20 protein-coding genes are annotated in these 17,461 nt (G+C 62.1%); 10 read left to right on the forward strand and 10 right to left on the reverse strand.

Going from position 1 to position 17,461, the window contains the following annotated elements; translation table 11 throughout:
* Positions 1-88: 88 nt before the first annotated feature.
* The 7 genes from M1D88_RS00220 to M1D88_RS00250 all read left to right on the forward strand — a co-directional run bounded on the left by M1D88_RS00220 (position 89) and on the right by M1D88_RS00250 (position 5,984).
* On the forward strand, positions 89-892 hold the full coding sequence (locus tag M1D88_RS00220) for an alpha/beta hydrolase (protein ID WP_458112624.1): 804 nt from the start codon (positions 89-91) through the stop codon (positions 890-892).
* A gap of 171 nt (positions 893-1,063) precedes the next feature.
* Positions 1,064-2,410 (forward strand): Na+/H+ antiporter NhaA, encoded by a 1,347-nt coding sequence (gene nhaA / locus M1D88_RS00225; RefSeq protein ID WP_458112625.1) that lies wholly within the window; start codon positions 1,064-1,066, stop codon positions 2,408-2,410.
* Between the two features lie 60 nt (positions 2,411-2,470).
* Entirely contained in the window at positions 2,471-3,427 is a 957-nt protein-coding gene (locus M1D88_RS00230; protein ID WP_458112626.1) for a carbohydrate kinase family protein, read from the forward strand.
* On the forward strand, positions 3,424-3,954 hold the full coding sequence (locus M1D88_RS00235; protein ID WP_458112627.1) for a YbhB/YbcL family Raf kinase inhibitor-like protein: 531 nt from the start codon (positions 3,424-3,426) through the stop codon (positions 3,952-3,954). Before M1D88_RS00230 ends, M1D88_RS00235 begins: the two co-directional genes overlap by 4 nt.
* Positions 3,955-3,977: 23 nt before the next feature.
* Entirely contained in the window at positions 3,978-4,796 is an 819-nt protein-coding gene (locus tag M1D88_RS00240; RefSeq protein WP_458112628.1) for an HAD family hydrolase, read from the forward strand.
* A gap of 108 nt (positions 4,797-4,904) precedes the next feature.
* Positions 4,905-5,150 carry a hypothetical protein gene (locus tag M1D88_RS00245; protein WP_458112629.1) on the forward strand — a complete coding sequence of 82 codons (246 nt, stop codon included), beginning with the start codon at positions 4,905-4,907 and terminating at the stop codon, positions 5,148-5,150.
* A gap of 93 nt (positions 5,151-5,243) precedes the next feature.
* On the forward strand, positions 5,244-5,984 hold the full coding sequence (locus tag M1D88_RS00250; protein ID WP_458114597.1) for a glycerophosphodiester phosphodiesterase: 741 nt from the start codon (positions 5,244-5,246) through the stop codon (positions 5,982-5,984).
* Positions 5,985-5,996: 12 nt separating this feature from the next.
* Here M1D88_RS00250 and M1D88_RS00255 read toward each other — a convergent pair whose 3' ends face one another.
* From M1D88_RS00255 to M1D88_RS00265, 3 genes are all read right to left on the reverse strand, one after another.
* Positions 5,997-7,559: a putative bifunctional diguanylate cyclase/phosphodiesterase gene (locus M1D88_RS00255; protein ID WP_458112630.1), complete on the reverse strand. Its 1,563-nt coding sequence runs from the start codon at positions 7,557-7,559 to the stop codon at positions 5,997-5,999.
* A 275-nt stretch (positions 7,560-7,834) separates the two neighbouring features.
* Positions 7,835-8,863 (reverse strand): hypothetical protein, encoded by a 1,029-nt coding sequence (locus tag M1D88_RS00260; RefSeq protein ID WP_458112631.1) that lies wholly within the window; start codon positions 8,861-8,863, stop codon positions 7,835-7,837.
* Between the two features lie 327 nt (positions 8,864-9,190).
* Positions 9,191-10,807, reverse strand: coding sequence for an ATP-binding protein (locus M1D88_RS00265; protein WP_458112632.1), 1,617 nt, complete (start codon positions 10,805-10,807; stop codon positions 9,191-9,193).
* 186 nt (positions 10,808-10,993) lie between these two features.
* Between M1D88_RS00265 and M1D88_RS00270 the strand changes: the two genes are divergently transcribed.
* Complete coding sequence (locus M1D88_RS00270; protein WP_458112633.1) at positions 10,994-11,824, forward strand: class I SAM-dependent methyltransferase; 831 nt, start codon at positions 10,994-10,996, stop codon at positions 11,822-11,824.
* Here M1D88_RS00270 and M1D88_RS00275 read toward each other — a convergent pair.
* The gene (locus M1D88_RS00275) at positions 11,821-12,282 is read right to left on the reverse strand and encodes a hypothetical protein (protein WP_458112634.1); all 462 of its coding nucleotides are present in this window, start codon (positions 12,280-12,282) and stop codon (positions 11,821-11,823) included. The genes M1D88_RS00270 and M1D88_RS00275 overlap by 4 nt on opposite strands.
* An 83-nt stretch (positions 12,283-12,365) precedes the next feature.
* Complete coding sequence (locus M1D88_RS00280) at positions 12,366-12,638, reverse strand: hypothetical protein (protein WP_458112635.1); 273 nt, start codon at positions 12,636-12,638, stop codon at positions 12,366-12,368.
* Between the two features lie 313 nt (positions 12,639-12,951).
* Here M1D88_RS00280 and M1D88_RS00285 point away from each other — a divergent pair, with 313 nt between their 5' ends.
* On the forward strand, positions 12,952-13,140 hold the full coding sequence (locus tag M1D88_RS00285; RefSeq protein ID WP_458112636.1) for a hypothetical protein: 189 nt from the start codon (positions 12,952-12,954) through the stop codon (positions 13,138-13,140).
* A 75-nt stretch (positions 13,141-13,215) separates the two neighbouring features.
* Here the strand turns inward: M1D88_RS00285 and M1D88_RS00290 are convergent, their stop codons facing one another.
* From M1D88_RS00290 to M1D88_RS00300, 3 genes are all read right to left on the reverse strand, one after another.
* Complete coding sequence (locus tag M1D88_RS00290) at positions 13,216-13,431, reverse strand: hypothetical protein (RefSeq protein WP_458112637.1); 216 nt, start codon at positions 13,429-13,431, stop codon at positions 13,216-13,218.
* A 125-nt stretch (positions 13,432-13,556) separates the two neighbouring features.
* Positions 13,557-14,492, reverse strand: a complete 936-nt coding sequence (locus tag M1D88_RS00295; protein WP_458112638.1) for an NAD(P)H-hydrate dehydratase — start codon at positions 14,490-14,492, stop codon at positions 13,557-13,559.
* The gene (locus M1D88_RS00300; RefSeq protein ID WP_458112639.1) at positions 14,476-15,264 is read right to left on the reverse strand and encodes a histidine phosphatase family protein; all 789 of its coding nucleotides are present in this window, start codon (positions 15,262-15,264) and stop codon (positions 14,476-14,478) included. The genes M1D88_RS00295 and M1D88_RS00300 overlap by 17 nt, the downstream gene beginning before the upstream one ends.
* 252 nt (positions 15,265-15,516) lie before the next feature.
* Between M1D88_RS00300 and M1D88_RS00305 the strand changes: the two genes are divergently transcribed.
* Positions 15,517-15,735 carry a DUF6480 family protein gene (locus M1D88_RS00305; RefSeq protein ID WP_458112640.1) on the forward strand — a complete coding sequence of 73 codons (219 nt, stop codon included), beginning with the start codon at positions 15,517-15,519 and terminating at the stop codon, positions 15,733-15,735.
* Positions 15,736-15,785: 50 nt separating this feature from the next.
* Here M1D88_RS00305 and M1D88_RS00310 read toward each other — a convergent pair whose 3' ends face one another.
* Together M1D88_RS00310 and M1D88_RS00315 are read right to left on the reverse strand one after the other, a co-directional pair.
* Positions 15,786-16,394 (reverse strand): dihydrofolate reductase family protein, encoded by a 609-nt coding sequence (locus M1D88_RS00310; protein WP_458112641.1) that lies wholly within the window; start codon positions 16,392-16,394, stop codon positions 15,786-15,788.
* Positions 16,395-16,500: 106 nt separating this feature from the next.
* A complete protein-coding gene (locus M1D88_RS00315; RefSeq protein WP_458112642.1) occupies positions 16,501-17,460 on the reverse strand; it encodes an EamA family transporter in 960 nt (319 codons plus the stop codon).
* Between the last annotated feature and the right edge of the window lies 1 nt (position 17,461).

Genomic DNA, 17,461 nt, shown 5'->3' on the forward strand with positions numbered 1-17,461 from the left:
GTGCATCGTCGAGACCAGGCGTCGCAGCAGTAGGCGGACAGTTGGGGCATTGTCCGCCTTCTGTAGAACACGCCCCGAGGAGGATGCAGTGAAGCGGCACAAGTACCAGTACGGTGCAGACCCCAGTCAGTGGGGCGAACTTTTCCTGCCGGAAGCCAATGGCAAACAAACGCCCAAAGGCGTTGTTGTGGTCATTCACGGCGGATACTGGCGTTCCCAATACGGTGCTGAACTGGGCGAACCGCTGGCCCGGGATCTTGCGATGCACGGCATGGCGGCATGGAACCTGGAGTACAGGCGGGCAGGAAACGGCGGGGGCTGGCCTCACACCTTTGAGGATGTCCTGGCGGGGATCGACAAGTTGAGGGATCTTGCTGAAGAGCACGACCTTGATCTTCGCAACGTAGTTGCCCTGGGACATTCAGCAGGAGGCCACCTGGCCGTGTGGGCAGCAGGCCGTGACAAGCTCGGAACTCTGCCCGCGCCTGAGGCCGACCGTCAGTTGGTCCGCAAGAACGGCAACGGCGCCGTTCACCTCACAGGTGTTGTCAGCCAATCCGGCCTCCTCAACCTCGCGGACGCAGAAAAGCTGGATCTCAGCAACGGTGCGGTCAGCAATTTCCTTGGCGGGCCGGCCCGGAAGTATCCCAAGCGCCACATGTACGTGGACCCTATGAGCACAGTCCCCCTGACAGTGCCTGTTTACGCTGTCCATGGCCTGGACGACGACACCGTTCCCCTGAGCCAGTCCGAGGCCTACGCACTTGCTGCCCGGGCTGCCGGTGCACCCGTTCAGCTGCTCAAGTTGCCAGGTGACCACTTTGCGTTGATTGATCCGAAGGCGCCGTCATACCGCAAATGCAGGGAACTGGTCCAAGGCCTGCTGGGCTGAGTGCGGGGGAGCGGGAGGTGCGGCCTGCCTGAAGGACGGGGCGCCCTGCCTCAACCCGAGTAATGTCGCGGCAGCGCATGCGTCCGGGCTAATCCTTCCCCTACACTGGGTGTCAGGTGTGCCGGGAAGTCTGGTCGGCGTGACTTTGTCGACGCTACCTTGAGGACTCAGATGAGCCAGAAGCCTGCACCAATTCCCCCGCGCATCACGATCTTCGGACGCGGAAGTTACGCCGAGTCCCTGCGCATCGGCGAGATCCTCCGCAAGGAAACCGTTGGTGGAGCGCTGTTGGTTGCCGCCGCCATCATCGCGTTGGTCTGGGCAAATTCTCCTGCGTCAGAGAGCTACTTCGCCTTTCGGGACTTCAAAATCGGCTATGAGCCATGGCACCTGGAGCTCAGCCTCGGAGCCTGGGCCGCTGACGGGCTCCTTGCCGTTTTCTTCTTCCTCGTGGGGCTCGAGCTCAAACGTGAATTCGTTGCAGGGGATCTGAGGCAGCTCAACAAGTCAGTGGTTCCGGTGGCTGCAGCTGCCGGCGGCGTTGTCATACCGGCAGTAATCTACGCCGTCATTAACATCACGAGCCCGGAAACCCTTCGAGGCTGGGCAATCCCGACGGCTACCGACATCGCGTTTGCAGTCGCCGTCCTGGCGATTATTGGATCCCACCTTCCCAGCGCCCTTCGGATCTTTCTCCTGACGCTGGCCGTTGTTGATGACCTGATTGCCATCACCATCATTGCTCTCTTCTACTCGGAGAACATCCAGCCCATGCCCCTGCTGCTCGCGCTGATCCCATTGGGGCTCTACACGCTCCTGGCCCAGAAGTACCGCCGGTTCTTCGGGACCCGGGTATGGGCAGCCTGGCTCATCCTGCTGCCGCTGGGGATCCTCGTCTGGGCGCTGGTGCACGCTTCGGGAATCCACGCCACTGTCGCCGGCGTGCTCCTGGGCTTCGCGATCCCGGTCCTGCGTTCACAGGCCAGCGGCGGTCCCCAAACCGGCCCCGGCCTCTCCGAGATCTTTGAACACCGTTTCCGGCCCATCTCTGCGGGCGTCGCTGTGCCCATTTTTGCTTTCTTCTCCGCCGGCGTCGCCGTAGGCAGTTGGGAAGGCCTTCGGTCGGCACTGGCCGATCCGGTCGCCGTCGGCATTATTGCTGCGCTGGTGCTGGGAAAGCCGATTGGCATAATGGGCACCACCTGGGTCCTGACTAAAACGAGCAAGGCTGCCCTCGACAGCTCCTTCAAATGGATCGACGTCTTCGGAATCTCGTTGCTGGCCGGGATCGGCTTCACTGTGTCCCTCCTCGTTGCGGAGCTGAGCTTTGGGCATGGAACAGTTCAGGACGATCACGCCAAGGTGGGAATCCTGGCCGCTTCCCTCCTGGCCTCGGTCCTGGCCACCGTGGTGTTGCGTGCCAGGAACCGCGTCTACCGCCGGGAAGAGGAAGAGGAAAAGGTGGATGCTGACAACGACGGCATCCCGGACGTCTACGCCAAGGACCAGCACTCCTGAACTAATCCGGGGTGGGCGGAAGGCAGCCATTCCGGGGCATTCTCTGGCAGAGTAGGGACCATGCTGACAGTAATCGGCGAGGGCCTGGTTGACGTTGTGCAACGTCCAACGGGAATTGAAGCCCATGTGGGCGGAAGCCCCCTGAACGTGGCGGTTGGGCTGGCGCGCCTCGGCCACCCGGTTCAGTTCATCGGCCGCTACGGGCGGGATGCGTATGGCGATTCTGTCGCGGCCCACCTAAGGTCCAGCTCAGTGATGGTGCCCCAGGGTCCTGACTCGCTGCCCACCAGCGTGGCCACCGCACTGATTGACGACGACGGCGCCGCCACCTATACGTTCGACCTCGCCTGGGAGCTCCCCGGCCTCGTTGACCGACTGCCGTTCATGCTGCAGGGAACAACACTGCTGCATACAGGATCCATTGCCACTATGCTGGCGCCCGGGGCGGCAGAGGTGCTGGCCGCCGTCGAACACGCACACCCCTCCGCCACCATCAGTTTCGATCCCAACTGCCGGCCGAGCATCGTTGCCGATGCAGGCTATGCCCGGAGGCAGGCAGAGAAATTTGTGTCCCTTGCGGACATAGTGAAGGCCTCGGATGAGGACCTCGAATGGCTCTACCCCGGGGAAGACATACTGGAGTCGGCACGCCGCTGGCTGGCTCTCGGTGGGTCTGAAGGCCCGGCCATGGTGGTGGTGACCCGAGGCGCAGCCAACCCCAGGGGAATCACTGCCGCGGGTGAAGCTGAAGCAGTCACACCTGCAGTTGACGTCGCCGACACAGTGGGCGCAGGTGATTCGTTCATGGCGGCCCTGCTTTCAGGAGTGGTGGATCTGGGACTGGACGGCGCGCAGAACCGAAAGGAACTGCGTGCAATCTCCGCGGAAACCCTCGCCGAACTCCTTTCCCATGCGGCCGCAGCCGCCGCAGTAACTGTCTCCCGCGCCGGGGCCAACCCGCCCACCCGCGCTGAACTCAATCACGCCCTCGTCCCCGACGTTGAAAGGCAGCCATGACAGTACCTGATCCATTTGAAGCAGCATCCGGAATCGCATCCTTCCAAGTAGGCAGCGAATCCTTTGAAGATGGCCAGGTTCTGCCACCGGCCCAAACCAGCGGAGTACTCGGAGCCGGCGGACAGGATGAATCCCCACAGCTCAGCTGGTCAGGTGCCCCCGAAGGAACCAGGGGCTATTCAGTCACAGTCTTCGATCCCGACGCTCCGGGCGGAGGATATTGGCATTGGGCAGTTGCGAACCTCCCTGCGGACACCACCTCGCTCCCGGCCGGTGCTGGCTCCCGCAGCAATGCCCTTTTGCCACCGGAGGCTGTCCAACTTAAGAACGACGCCGGCTTTTCGGGGTTTGTAGGCGCCGCACCACCGCCGGGGCATGGGCCTCACCGCTATCTGTTGGTGGTGCATGCTTTGGACACCGAACAACTGGACGTGGCCTCGGATGATTCGGCTGCTTCGATAGTGTCCAAGCTTGCAAACCATACCTTGGGTCGCGCGAGGCTGACGGGCACGTTTGAACGGCGGTAGACCTGCCCACGTAGACTTGCGTCATGCGGCTCGTAGCAAGTGACATTGACGGAACCATTCTGGGACACGACGGAAAAATCAGCGACCGCACCATCCGTGCCTTCCGCGCCTGCCGCGCTGCCGGCGTCGAACTGGTCTTCGTGACTGGAAGACCACCGCGCTGGCTGCACCCGCTGCAGGACCAGCTGGGTCACACCGGGCGGGTCATCTGCTCCAACGGTGCTGTTGTGTGGGACCTCGAAGCCGACCGGCTGGTTTCCGCCCGGACCCTCGATCTCAAAGCGGTCTTCGAGGTGCGGCGGATCATCAAGGAGTTGCGGCCCTCCGCGCTCTTCGCGGCTGAAACCCTCACCAGTTTCCATCTGGAGCCGGGGTTCATCGAGAACGATTCCAGTGAACTCCTGGCCCAGTTCACCCCTGCCCCGCTCCACATGACGCTGTCAGCAGATGACGCCGTGGTTAAGTTCCTCGCCGTCATTCGGGAAGGAACAGCCGATGATTTCCTGGCCGAGGTAGCGCCTGCGGTGGGGCACCTGGCGTCGGTAACCCATTCTGCGCCCACGGTCGCGATGCTGGAAATCGCCTTTCCCGGCATCAACAAAGCCGTGACCCTCGCTGAATACGCCGCTTCACTTGGTGTAGACGCAGCAGACGTTGTTGCCTTCGGCGACATGCCCAATGACGTCGAGATGCTCCGGTGGGCCGGCGACGGCTATGCCATGGCGAGCGGGCATCCCGCCGCAATCCGCGCGGCAGGCCAGCAGGCACCGCATTTTGACGACGATGGCGTGGCGCAGATCCTCGAGGCCAAGTTGCAGAAACTTGGTGTGGCGCTTTCCTAGGCGCTCCTAACCGTCCACCTGATTCCCGGTCAACGGCCAACCAACGTTCATTTTGGCCCCCTACTCTTCCAATTACAGAGGATCACTCTAGAAGAGGACGGGAAGAAAATGTCCAGGTACCGCAGTAACAGGGTTGAAGACCAGCCGTTGCGCCACGTGGAACCGGATGTGCACTGGAAATCCCTCCGACAGGGAGACCGTGTTCTCGTCCGTAGCGCCCCGGGTTTTGAGACGGGCGGCTTCGTAGACGCCGTCAGCCGGGACCACACCACAGTCTGGGTGGACCTCGACGGCGGCCGCGGCCGCACATTGGTGCACTGCAGTGACGGCGTGGAGATCCTGCCCAACAGCTGATGGCACACTCCTTCGGGTTACGCTTCAGGAGTGAGTGAGCTGCCCCCGTTCCTGACGTCACTTAATGACGCGGGAGCTCCTGTGCCTATAGCCATGGCTCACCGCGGGTTTTCCCGTGAAGGGTTCGAAAATTCCATGGCGGCGTTCCGTGCTGCAGTGGACCTCGGCTACCGCTATCTGGAGACAGACGTCCACACCACGGCGGACGGCGTGCTGCTCCTCTTCCATGACGATCAGCTGGACCGCATCACCGACCGGAAAGGCCGCATTTCCCGTCTGAGCGCAGCAGAAGTCTCTGCCGCGAAGATTGGCGGAGTGGAGGCCATCCCGCTTTTTGACGAGCTGGTCAATGAATTCCCCGATGTCAGGCTGAACCTGGATGTCAAGGACTGGAGCTCGGTTCCCAGCGTTGCCGCGGCCATCGAGCGCCATGGGGTGCATAACCGCGTCCTGATAACCAGCTTCTCTGACCTGCGGAGGGGGGCTGTGCTCAGGCTCCTCAGCAGACCGGTGGCAGCGTCGGCCGGGACGGTGACCAGTGCCGTTTTTGTGCTGCTGGGACGGTTCCTTCCACCGTGGCTGCTCAGGAGGGTCATGCGGGGAGTCCACGCCCTGCAGGTCCCTGTCAGCCGAGGCCGGATACGTGTGGTGACTCCCGCGCTTATTCGGCGGGCGCACCGGCTCGGATTGCAGGTTCACGTCTGGACCATCAATGAAGCAGCCGAAATGAACAGGCTGTTAGACCTCGGAGTGGACGGGATCGTGACGGACCGGGCGGATCTGTTGAAGCACGTGCTGCAGGAACGGGGGGCGTGGCACGAGGCTTCCCGCTAGGCGAGGCGCCTGCTAGCCAGGGTGCAAACCCGCCGAGTGATGCCACGGCGCGTTTTCCACTTGCAGCAACCGGGCCATTTCCAGAGCGGCCAGCGGACGGCTGTAATAGTAACCCTGGGCGCTGATGCAGCCGATACTGCGCAGATACTCGGCCTGTTCCGCAGTTTCCACACCTTCCCAAACTGCTTCCAGGCCACATGCTCGGATGAGCTGCAGGACTGCTGCAATCAGTGCAGGCTGGTCCGGGTCGGTTCCCAGTTCCATGAGGATGGAACGGTCAACTTTCACCCGGTCAACAGGAAGCCGGCGAAGATAGCTGATGGAGGAGTAGCCTGTGCCAAAATCGTCAATCTCCAGCCCGACGCCGAGCTTGCGCAGGCTGTTGAGGGAGTATCTGTCCAGCTCGTTGCCCATGATGATGGCCTGCTCTGTCAGCTCAAGGACCAGCAGGTCGGGACTGAGATCGGCGCGCGTGAGAATGTCCCGCACTTCTTCAATAAACTCCAGGCGCTGGAGGTCAGTGGCAGCGATGTTGACTCGCATGGACATTTCGGGAGGCGCGATTCCGTCTTCGCGCCAATGACGCAGCTGCTCGATGGCGGTTCGGAGGACCCAGATACCCAGCTCGGACATCAGGCCTGCGTCTTCAGCGATCGGCAGGAACTCATCCGGCATCACCATGCCGCGCTCCGGGTGGTTCCAGCGGACCAGCGCCTCAACACCCTCGATCCTCCCGCTGGCAAGCTCCACGATGGGCTGATAGAAGAGCACCAACTCAGAGTCCGCTATGGCGCCCCGCAGGTCTTCCGCCAGTTGGCTCCTTAGCTGCCGGGCGTGGAGCATGGACGGCTCGAAGATTTTCAGCTTGCTCCGGCCTTCAGCCTTCGAGGCGTACATGGCGATGTCAGCCTCCACCATCAGCTGCTCGGCGGATTCGCCCGGCTCGCTGATTCGAAGGCCCATGCTTGCCCCGCAGTGGACGCTGTCGTTGTCCATTTCAATGGGCTCGTTCAGCGCCTGAAGGATTCTGGTGCCCACTCCCGCTGCACGCGTTGCGGAAGTAGCGGGCATCAGGACCGCAAACTCGTCTCCGCCCAAGCGCGCCACAACATCTGTTTCGCGGACGGCGCGCCGGATCCTGTCCCCCACCATGGCAAGCACCCGGTCTCCGACAGCGTGGCCACGCGTGTCGTTGATGGTTTTGAAGGCATCAAGATCCAGGAGTACGACGGCGGGCGGCAAGCTATCGTCTGTTGCCGCGGCGTCAGCCTGCGCCTGGGTAAGCGCGGCCACAAATGCGCTGCGGTTAGCCAAGCCGGTCAATGAATCGGTAAGGGCCATGGCGCGCATTTCCTCGTGCGCCTGGTGCAGTAGTTGGGTACGGGTTTCTACCCGTTGCTCAAGCTCCTGATAGATAATCTCGAGGTCCTCGGCCAGGAGGTTGGTCCCCATGATGATGGCATCAAGCTCATCCCGCGCAGGTGATACTTCTATCCTGGAATGCAGCTCGCCGGCGGCTAACCGGACGATGCCGTCAAGCAACTGTCCCAGGCGTGGGTCGTCTTCAGCGAACATCTCGCGGGCCCATCAGCGGGAGGGTGACTCGAACGGCGCCGTCCCGAGTCAACGGGAGGGTGCCCGGCGATACTGGAAGCGCTAGTGACTCTGACATGTACCCCCGCTTGCACTAGGGGAGAGGCTTCCGCCCCTCCCGACTCCGCCCCGCTCACGGGACGGGTTGTGTCACTAAAATACCGCCCCGGCGCCGGTAAAGCATCCCACAGCCAAGAGGTGGACTAATTCTGCTGGCATGGCAAATAAGGTCTGCGGCCCCTTGTTCCATGAGAGGACTATTCTACTGTTGCTGCAAATGCGCGGACTTCCTCGCTTCGCTCTGTAGCGGCGGCACCTTCGAATAGCACTTGTGCAGTGTTCAACTGTTCCCGTGCGCCGCTTAAATCACCGTTGGCAAACAGTGCCTTACCTAAGAGGAAACGCGCTTCTCCCGCTGTTTGAGTAGGCAGGAATTCTGATCTGGCACATACAGATTTCAGTAAGGAAAGCGCGTTTTCCATGTCTCCTGTCAGGAAATACCAGTATGCCCGAACAAAAGACATTTCGAGGCGGTCACGTTCACTTCCGCCCACGATGTCGGTGGCAAGTTCGGCCCGTTCAATACACCGCAGCGTTGCTGGATCAGTCAGGTTTGCCTCCAGGCGCATCACTGCCGAAGCCCTATTGAAATGGGCCCATAAATCCACGTCTTTCGAATGCGAGAGTTGCTCCGCGGCCATGTCGTGGTACCGTCCACCGTCTTCAATCCGCTTGCTGAGGAAAGCCACATTGCCGATGACCCAGTAGGCCTTCCCCGCTGTATCCTCATCCACAAGGTCCGTCAGCAGCGTCTCCAGCACAAGGGACTCCCGCCAAGCCTCATCCACTCTGCGGCTCTCGGCGAGGGCCGCGATGAGTCCGCGTTGAGCCTGAATCTGCAGGTCGACCTGCTCCTCATCCCCAGATACAAGTTCGGCTGCGCGGGCAGCGTTTGCGGCGGCCTCGGCGAGATGGCCCAGCCCCTGATGAGCCGTGGACAGCATGATATAGGTGCGGGCGGCAAATGCCGGTTTGGCGGCGGAGAGCGGATGTTCGGCCAGTTGCCGGGCAAGTTCGAGACAATCCCAAAGCGATTCCAGGTCCCGCTGGCATTCAGCCTGCAGGTATGTCATGTTCCACCAGCCGGCTTGGTCACCGGCTTCAAGGGACTCACGCGCGGCTTCGCGGGCCGAGTCCAGGGCGGCTTGGAAGTCGCGGTTCTTGAAGCTTTCGCGGGCCTGCAGTTCGGCGAGGACGTAGGGCGACAGTTTCTCGGGCTTGGACATTCCCCAATTATCCACCTTGATGGGGAACCTGCGGCTTCCCTGCCCTAAAACTTAGAAATTCAATCCGGTGAATGTTGATTATAAGGCGCTATAATAGCGTACGTAATGATTTACTGCACCTAATTGATAAAAGGATCACAGGATGAAAAAGATTGCTGCTACATTCTTGCTCACCGGCATCCTTGCTGTGGCAGGATTTGCTGCCCCTGCCATGGCAGCGTCGGATAAAAACACGAAGACGTCTGTAGAACAGACGTCCGGATGGTGGCCGAAATAAGCTCGGCTTCACTAACTGCCCCTGGATGACTAATCCGGGGGCAGTTTTGCTTAAGGCCCGGTCAGGGGAAGTCTCACTTCGATAGTGGTCCCTTCTCCTAATTTGGAACGGACGTCCATTGTGCCTTTGTGACGTTCGACGATGTCGTGAGCTATCGCAAGGCCCAGACCGCTGCCGGGTACAGCACCGGCCGTGGCGTTGGACGCCCGGTAAAAGCGTGTGAACAAATGAGGGATTTCCTCGTCGGGAACCCCCACCCCGGTGTCCGTCACCTGGACAGTCACCCATGGGTTTCCGTCGTCGTCATCGCTGTAGGTGTTTCCGACCGAAATCTTTCCCCCGCGGGGGGTGAACTTGATGGCATTGGACACCAGGTTGGTGAAGACCTGCTCCAGTTGCACTTCGTCAGCCATGACATCTGGGTCCCTGCGGTCAAGGTCCAGGGAGATGTCCACCTGCCGCTGCTCTGCGAGGGGACGCAGGGCCGCTGTGATGATCCTCAACGTGTGGCCCACCCGGGAAGGTGCCAGGTGGAGTCCGGTGGCTTCATAGTCAGGTCTGGAAACAGCCAGCATGTCCTCGATCAGCCTCCGGAGACGCTCCGAGTTTCTGACGATGATGTCCAGCATCCGGTTGACCTCGTCGGGGAGTTTTCCGCCTGATCCATCCCGGATCATGTCCAGGTAGGCGGTGATGGAGGTCAGCGGTGTTCTTAGTTCGTGATTCACGGTGGCAAGAAAATCCGTCTTGGCCTGATCCAGCTGCTGTAACTGCCGGAGGACCTGCTGTTGGCCACTGATCAGGTGTCCCTGGATCAGGCCGTAGGCGACGTTTCCTGCGACGTGCTGGATCATGGAAATTTCGGTCCGCGACCAGAAACGCGGCGAGTCGAGCTGGGTGATCCAGATGAGGCCCAGCGATGAGTTTCCTTCGCCGACCGGAATCAGCGCTGAAGTCCGGGGATTCATTGCGCTCATCCAGTCGCGTAACCCGAGATCTTCCGCATCCCACTCGTGGGTGCTGTGATCATCGACGATGAGGACGTCACCTTCAGCCCACAACCGGTCCGCCAGACGGTGCGCAGCGGCCTGGCATCCCTCCAGGCCCTCGGTGAGCGGAGGCAGGTTTCTGCGCTTCCACTGGGCGGTGATCCGGGGAACCCGCTGGTCTTCGAAAGTAGTGAAAAGTACGCGGTCGGCTTCGAAGGTTTTACCAAAACCGTTGACAACGTGATCCGCAATTAATCGGGGATCGTTGGTGGTGCGGATCGCCGCGGAGACGTCCCGAAGCCTTTCGCGTAGCCGCTCGGCATGGTGCCGCGCCTCTGACCTTGCCGCGACGCTGCGAATGATGGAATCGGCCCTGAACACAAGCTCCTGCGGAGATGGAGGCTTGACGATAAAGTCGGCCACTGCATGCCAGTTGCCTGAGGCCGCATCCACACCATCCGCCAGGTCGACGAGGAGGAGGATAGGGGCTGTTGTGGCAGCTTCCGCGAAGGATTGATCCAGCACTACGATGCTGGCCTCCGGCTGGTCGGCCAGCAACTTGGCAAGCGCCTGTTGGTCGGACGCGCTTGCAATGGCGTATCCGGCACTGCTCAACACTGCTCCGACGGTGGCGAGTCTTCCGGCGTCGTGGTCGGCAACGATGGCAGTTCGTGGCATGGGCAATTTCTCCGCTGATTGTCTTACCACCCGCGCCCCCTCCGGTTCTGGTTCAGTTCATTGTAGGGCGACAGCAGCCGCCAAAAGGTGAATTGTTCACTTCCAACCAGGATTGCGTGAACTGGCGCGTCGTCCACAGCGCTCAATAAACCGCGCCGGACCATTGAAAGCATCTATATTTGGACCATGCTCTCCGCGCTTAAGAAATACCTGCTGGTTCCCAGGCTGGTATGGCTGTCTGCTGGTGCTCCCAAAGATCGCAGCGTCGCGTGGGACCGCTATTGGGCGCGTGTTAAGGCCACGGGGGCTCAGGGTGAAGTACTTTGGGACTCCGGCGGGGACCATGAACTCCTTGGTTATGCAGGAAGCTTGAAAAAGCACCTTGATCCCGCGCTTCCGGTGTTGGACGTCGGCTGCGGAAACGGCACTTTCACGCGCTGGCTCGCGGGTAACTTTCCGGCAGCCGTGGGAGTGGACATTTCTTCCCATGCCGTGGAACGTGCGCGCAGCGAGTCCACGGGTATCACCAACATCGCCTATTTGACGATGGATATGACCCGTCCCCGAGCCGGCAGCATGGTGGCGGCCGAAGCGTATGTGGGAAGCCCGGGTCCGCCCGATGCAGGTCCGCCAGAGGTCAATGTTTTCCTGCGCGGCGTGCTCCACGTTCTCGACGAGGCAGACCAGGCCGCCCTCGCCCGGAATATCAGAGTCCTGGTTGGTGGCCGGGGGCGCGTCTTCCTTGCCGAAACGGATTTCCAAGGCAACCCCGTCGACTACGTTTCCCATCTCGGCGCAACGCTCCGGTCCATTCCGGCGCCACTCGAAAGCGCCATACGCGGCTTGCCAATGCCCGGGCATTTCGGTGCAGGAGAGCGACGACGGGCCTTCCCCGCTTCGGAGTGGGAAGTGCTCGAGGAAGGCGCCACGTTCATTGAGACCGTTCCCCTGAAGGATCCGTCCAGGCCTGAGCTTATTCCCGGCTACTACGCGGCGCTCCGGGCCAAGCAGGGCTAGCCCCTCCCCATGCTGGACGTTGGATCCCCGTCAGCCTCCGAGGGGTCTGCACGAAGTTCCTCCGGATCCGGATCGGGAAGACCGGCCGGGCCGCTTGGAGTCTCGGGATTTCCCAAGGGAGGGCTGTCATCAGGCAGGGTCGCCGGACGCTCGGGCGGCGCGCCTGGAGGCGGCTGCTCCGGCGTATCGGGAAGACTGCTGCCTGCTCCGGATTGGCCGGGCCCGGACTGCCCCGGTTCAGCAAAACCTCCAGCGGACATCCCCTGGCGTTGAGGATAGTCGTCGGCCTCGTCATCCATGGCGTTAGACCCCTCACTGATGGAGGAGTGGACCTGAATGTCGTCGTCGCGCTGCCCGGGCTCAGGAACCTGCGCGTCGTCGACGGGATCGGCGGTGCCTCCCAAGTCCTTCATGGCGTTTTCGGCTGCCTTCTTGATGTCGTCTCCGATGCCCATCATCAACTCCTCACCCTGATGTCAATCCGGCCGATAGATCGAGCGTGATTCGGCCTCTGCCTCCAGCTTTATCAGCATGCTTACGATTAGTCCAGAGTTCCATGCCCGTTTCGACGGTTCCCTGACGGATCGATGCTGCCGAACGTCGAGTGGGCAGGGAACCATCGAAACGGCGCACCGAGGCGGCCGAAAAATCGGTCCAGGGTGGCGCGGTCCGTCCGGAGTGCTGGCCCTCCGAGCTCTGAGGTCGTCTCCGTAAAGGTGAAGAGATCGCTGTCCACGGACTCCACCCGGTGGATGATGCGCAACTGCCCGCCCTCGGCATCCGGAACGCCCGTTGGGTGGTCGTGATTCCACATTTCCCAAGCCCGTACGGGCGGGTTTCGGGTCTGGAAAGTGAATCGGCCTCCGTCCACCAACGCCGCCCGGCATCACCCGCAGCCTACTGCCGAACTGCCGAACAGGCACCGGCCAACCCGCAGCTGAGACGTAAAGCTGCGAATCAAGGGCCGGCGGCAGCTGGGAAGGCACCCCGCTCACCGGGGCTCTGTATTGCCGTCGGCCCCGCTTCAATTCTAGAAGAGAATCGGCATTTTGCGTCCGTGCTGCGCCCCTGAAAGTGAGCCCTGCAGCTTCCTCGACAGGAGCATCCAGCGGGCCTACCGTGGGCTTATGAGTGATATTCCAGCCGATGAAACCCCCGGGCTTGATAAGGATCCCGTGACCGATGGGCCGGGAGACAAGTTCTTGCCTCCCGACGCTCTTTCACCCGTACTGGATCCCGATTTTGTGCCCGACGACGACCCCACCACCGCAGAGGCGAAGAGGGCGCGTGAACATCCGGAGGAAACCGGAAGCTGACCGCCCCCGCATTCGTGGCGCCCGGAATCACGAGCCAGCCGTTCACCAGCCCTAAGGAATCTACTTATTGGGACGTCAGTGCCCCCGGTGGAGCATATTGGTCCAGCGGCCTGCCTTGTGCGTCCGGCCTGTGCCTGCCCGGTTACCGGAACGGCCGCGGTGTTTCATCCCACCCGTGGTGAATGGGCCTGCCGCTTTGGCGTTCATGCGGGTCTCGCGGTCGGACTTGTTGGGCTCCAGATCGATGCGCCTCATGATCTTTTTCATAACCCGATCGAGAAGATTTGCCATGGCGGAACCTCCATATCTGAACTGTTTTCCCAGCTGTATTCCAGTGTGGCACCGGGTGAAAGACGGGAGCAAGGCCTCGGAGCAGGGCTTCCGGGAATCGGGAACTATTCCCTCTTAGTAGCGAGTCAGGTGTCGAGTTCCATCATCAGCGGGGGCAATTGGTCAGCCAGCTCCCGGGCCAGATAACCAAGGCTTCCCAGCCGGCTGGCGAGCCGGTCTCCGGCCGCCGCATGGAGATGGGTGCCCCAGCAGGCAGCCTGGGCCGAGGTGGTTCCACGCGCCTTAAGCCCTGCGATGGCTCCTGCCAGCACATCACCACTGCCAGACGTACCCAGGCCGCCGTAGCCGGTGGTGATCTCCCAAAGCTTGGCATCGGGAGCGGCAATCACGCCTTGGCACGTGACCACGGCCTGGAACTTTGCAGCAATTTCCGCTACGTCCGAGGTCAGGTCTTTCACATCACGGCCCAGGAGAATTCCGGCCTCTTTCGTGTTGGGCGTCAGGATCAAGCGGCCTGCCCAAGGACTTAGCTCATCCACCATCGGCGGAAGACAGCCGAGCGCGTAAGCATCGAGGACAATGGTGGGAGGCGAGGCGTCCTCGCCCCCGGACGCTCCGCCGTCGTCCTCTTCCGGACCGTTCACCTCAGCCTCAAGCCGAAGCAGTTCCCTCAAGAGCCGGGCTGCTTCTTCTTCGTCGTCCAGGCCCGGACCTACCAACACCGCAGCAGCTTTCTGCAGTGTTCCTGCCAAGGCGCCTGCGCCGTCCCCGCGGACGGAACCCGCAGGTGTTTCGGCCAGCCCCACCACTCCTGATTCCGGCAAGGCAATGGCCAGTTGGGTTGCGGCAGACTCCGCCACGCCAAGGGTGAGCCGTCCAGCTCCCGCGCGCAAAGCAGCAAGCCCCGCAAGGAGCGCCGCTCCAGGGGTCTTGCGCGCGCCACCGATTACCAGCACTGAGCCTCGATCCTCTTTGCTGGAACCGCCTCCCGGGAGAGGCCAGTTGCGCAGGAGGGTAGGCGTTACCAGCTCGGGGCGCGGGCTTTCAGCGGGGGTGGACATTGGTATCTCCAGCGTGTTCGGTCACGGGCACGCCGCCGCTCACCAGGTGATCGGCTAAGTTGAAGCTCTCCAAAGCCCACGGGCCAAAACCGTCGGGGCGCACGAACCGCGTCAACGACGCGTTCAGGACTGAAGATGTGGCGGCGATATCGAGGATCTCCCGTTCCGACAGGCCTTCCAAGATGTAGCGGAACAGGAAGATCACGGCGTCGTGGCAGACGAGCATGACGCGGCCCCCGCTGTGTTGGCGGTCCAGATCGGCGAGGAGGGACCGGAGCCGGAGCGCTACGTCGGCCCACGACTCGCCGCCGGGAGGCCTGTAATAGAACTTTCCCAGCCAACGCCGCCGCGCCGCTTCCTCCGGAAGGCGGGCTTCCACGCCGGCTGAGGTCAGCATGTCGAGGATGCCCAGCTCGCGGTCACGTAAACGTTCGTCGGCGAGCACGGGCGCCCGCCAGCCACCGCTCCTGACCGCCAGTTCCGCCGTCTGCCGTGCTCTGGCGTAGGGCGAGGACCAGACGGACGTTGCCTGTTGATCCTCGGGGAATCCCGCCAGCAGGCGTCCCAGGGCCAAGGACTGCTCGCGTCCTGTCGCGGAAAGCTCGACGTCGGCGTCCCTGGCAGGCACGTCAATCACGTGCGCGCCCTGTTGGCGGGCGACCGTTGCAGCTACGTTGCCCTGGCTCTCGCCGTGGCGGACCAGGAGGAGCTCGACGGCACCTGGCGCGGCGTGGACCTGTTGAATCGGGCGGACAGTCCGGGCTTCGTGCATCGCTACCCCCTTGTTCCGGGCCTCAGCGGCCGGTGTCGCTGCCCTTCCGGGACAGCGGTTCAGGAAGGCCCACGTTACTACGGCCCCCTCCCGCGCGTCTCGTCTTCGACAAGGCGGGTGGCCATCATGAGGGTGGCTTGTGATGGATCCTTGCCTTGTATGCTCCTGGTGTTGTGATGCTTCTTGTCGGGGGCTAGGCTGGCAGCCCACCAACCCGTAACGCTTGACGAGTTCCGCAGAGGATGGCATTTCGTGAGTACGTATCACCCTGAAAATGATCCGGCTAATCCCGACCGTCCGGGGCGTGAACCTGCCGATCCCAGACCGGACCGTGAGGATCCAGGAGCCTCGGCCAACCCCGATCCTGCGAACGGAAACATCACAGGCCTTGAACCCGGCGGAGGCGTGCCCCCGGGAGAGACCCCGCCTGCAGAAGACCAGATGAGCGCCGACCAAGGCCACGACGAATAGCTGCTTGACTGAGTAGTTGTTTTGGCGGGGAGCGAGGCCCGGGATGGGGCTCAGTTTTTCCGTGGTTTGAGTATAAGATGAGTCGCCGCCGGTGTCTGGACAGAGCTGACGACGTCGAACGCGGTCACCCTCCCGGGAACCGTACCGGGGGTCTCCGCGGTGAAAAGCGGAACACCGGAGCCCATGAGGACGGGTGCGATATGAAGGCGTACCTCGTCCAAAAGACCCGACGCGATGTAGGCGGCGGCTAGTTTCCCTCCACCCATAATCTGCACGGGACGGCCGTCGGAAGCCTCCGTCGCCGCCGTCAGTGCCTCCTCCAGACCTGAAATGAAGGTATAGGGGACACCGTCCCAGTCCAACGGCTCCCGCTCCTCATGGGTCACCACGAACATCGGTACCGGCCACGCAGGGCCGTCCCATGCCTTGCCGTCATAGCAAACGTTGAACGTGTTCCGGCCCATGATTACTGATCCCCGGTCCATGATGTCCCGGGCAAAGGCCTCGTCCGCCTCAGTTTTGCGGCCGAACATCCAATCATGGATCTCCGCGGGATCCTGGTCATTGGTGGCTACGAAGCCATCCAGGGAGATGCCGATGTCCAAAATGGCCGGGACGTCTTTGCGCGTGCGTGTTGGTTCCGATGGGGTGGTGTCCATTTCGGTTCCTTTGGTTGAAATCAGGCCTTGAATACCGCGAGAAGGATTTGTTGCAAACCATACTCCTGTCCAGTAGCAGCCTGGCCTTCAGAGGTTCGATCTGACGTCAACGGGTGACTTGCTCGGCGCCGGCGGTCATTTCGGCTGGAACCGGCGTCGGGACCTGCTGTGGAACGTCCTGCTTTGGTGTGGGCGGTCCGCCGCCTCTGTTCAGGACCGCCGTCGCAACTCCTCCCAGCAGGAGCAGCCCTCCGGCGAGTTCTGTCGCCGAAGGCACCTCCTGGAGAGCCAGCCACGCAGCACTCATCCCCACGACCGGCACCAGCAGGGTGAAGGGAACCACGGACGACGGCGGGTATTTGGCGAGCAGCCAGTTCCAGATTCCGTAACCCACGAGGGAAGCGAACACCGCTGTGTAAATCGCACTCAGCACAGTTCCGGCCTGGAGGTCCAGCATGGTAGCTGCAATGGCATCCGGTCCATCGATGACCAGCGAAAGAGCAATGAGGGGAAGCGGAACCACAGCACCGGACCAGACCACAAGGCCGAGTCCCGACGCCGCCTTGGCCTTACGCGCGATCACGTTGCCGGCGGCCCAGGAAAGTGCCGCACCCAGCACGATGATAAAGGGAAGCAGCGGAGCGACCGAACTCCGGCCAACGGCCACGATGGCCAGACCCGCAACGCCGAGGACAACCCCGGCCAACTGGCGGCAGCTGGGGCGCTCGCGGAGGAAAACGGCCGCAAGCAGCACCGTCAGAAGCACCTGGGCCTGGAGCACAAGGGAAGCCAGTCCGGCCGGCATGCCCAGTGCCATGGACAGGTAGAGGAGGCCAAACTGACCTGCGCTCATGAAGAGTCCGACGCCGACAATGGCCGCCCAGCTGACATCCGGCTTGCGTATGAAAAGAATCCAGGGGAACACCACCAGGAAAAACCGCATTGCCACGAACAGCAATGGGGGAACGTCCCGGCCGTTCGCGTGAAGCCCCAGGTCGATAGCGACAAAGTTCAGGCCCCACAGGACGGCGACCAGGGCCGCGAGCAATGAGTGGCGGGTGGTCATG

The sequence above is a fragment of the Arthrobacter sp. R1-13 genome (assembly GCF_054161475.1).

Excerpts from the sequence above, each read along its gene's own strand:
- M1D88_RS00310 (WP_458112641.1), bottom strand. The coding sequence starts at position 16,394 with ATGGACACCACCCCATCGGAACCAACACGCACGCGCAAAGACGTCCCG.
- M1D88_RS00245 (WP_458112629.1), top strand. The coding sequence starts at position 4,905 with ATGTCCAGGTACCGCAGTAACAGGGTTGAAGACCAGCCGTTGCGCCAC.
- M1D88_RS00265 (WP_458112632.1), bottom strand. The coding sequence starts at position 10,807 with ATGCCACGAACTGCCATCGTTGCCGACCACGACGCCGGAAGACTCGCC.
- M1D88_RS00235 (WP_458112627.1), top strand. The coding sequence starts at position 3,424 with ATGACAGTACCTGATCCATTTGAAGCAGCATCCGGAATCGCATCCTTC.
- M1D88_RS00275 (WP_458112634.1), bottom strand. The coding sequence starts at position 12,282 with ATGATGGGCATCGGAGACGACATCAAGAAGGCAGCCGAAAACGCCATG.
- M1D88_RS00260 (WP_458112631.1), bottom strand. The coding sequence starts at position 8,863 with ATGTCCAAGCCCGAGAAACTGTCGCCCTACGTCCTCGCCGAACTGCAG.
- M1D88_RS00280 (WP_458112635.1), bottom strand. The coding sequence starts at position 12,638 with ATGTGGAATCACGACCACCCAACGGGCGTTCCGGATGCCGAGGGCGGG.
- M1D88_RS00240 (WP_458112628.1), top strand. The coding sequence starts at position 3,978 with ATGCGGCTCGTAGCAAGTGACATTGACGGAACCATTCTGGGACACGAC.
- M1D88_RS00230 (WP_458112626.1), top strand. The coding sequence starts at position 2,471 with ATGCTGACAGTAATCGGCGAGGGCCTGGTTGACGTTGTGCAACGTCCA.
- M1D88_RS00295 (WP_458112638.1), bottom strand. The coding sequence starts at position 14,492 with ATGTCCACCCCCGCTGAAAGCCCGCGCCCCGAGCTGGTAACGCCTACC.
- M1D88_RS00290 (WP_458112637.1), bottom strand. The coding sequence starts at position 13,431 with ATGGCAAATCTTCTCGATCGGGTTATGAAAAAGATCATGAGGCGCATC.
- M1D88_RS00285 (WP_458112636.1), top strand. The coding sequence starts at position 12,952 with ATGAGTGATATTCCAGCCGATGAAACCCCCGGGCTTGATAAGGATCCC.
- M1D88_RS00300 (WP_458112639.1), bottom strand. The coding sequence starts at position 15,264 with ATGCACGAAGCCCGGACTGTCCGCCCGATTCAACAGGTCCACGCCGCG.
- M1D88_RS00270 (WP_458112633.1), top strand. The coding sequence starts at position 10,994 with ATGCTCTCCGCGCTTAAGAAATACCTGCTGGTTCCCAGGCTGGTATGG.
- M1D88_RS00315 (WP_458112642.1), bottom strand. The coding sequence starts at position 17,460 with ATGACCACCCGCCACTCATTGCTCGCGGCCCTGGTCGCCGTCCTGTGG.
- M1D88_RS00255 (WP_458112630.1), bottom strand. The coding sequence starts at position 7,559 with ATGTTCGCTGAAGACGACCCACGCCTGGGACAGTTGCTTGACGGCATC.
- nhaA (WP_458112625.1), top strand. The coding sequence starts at position 1,064 with ATGAGCCAGAAGCCTGCACCAATTCCCCCGCGCATCACGATCTTCGGA.
- M1D88_RS00250 (WP_458114597.1), top strand. The coding sequence starts at position 5,244 with ATGGCTCACCGCGGGTTTTCCCGTGAAGGGTTCGAAAATTCCATGGCG.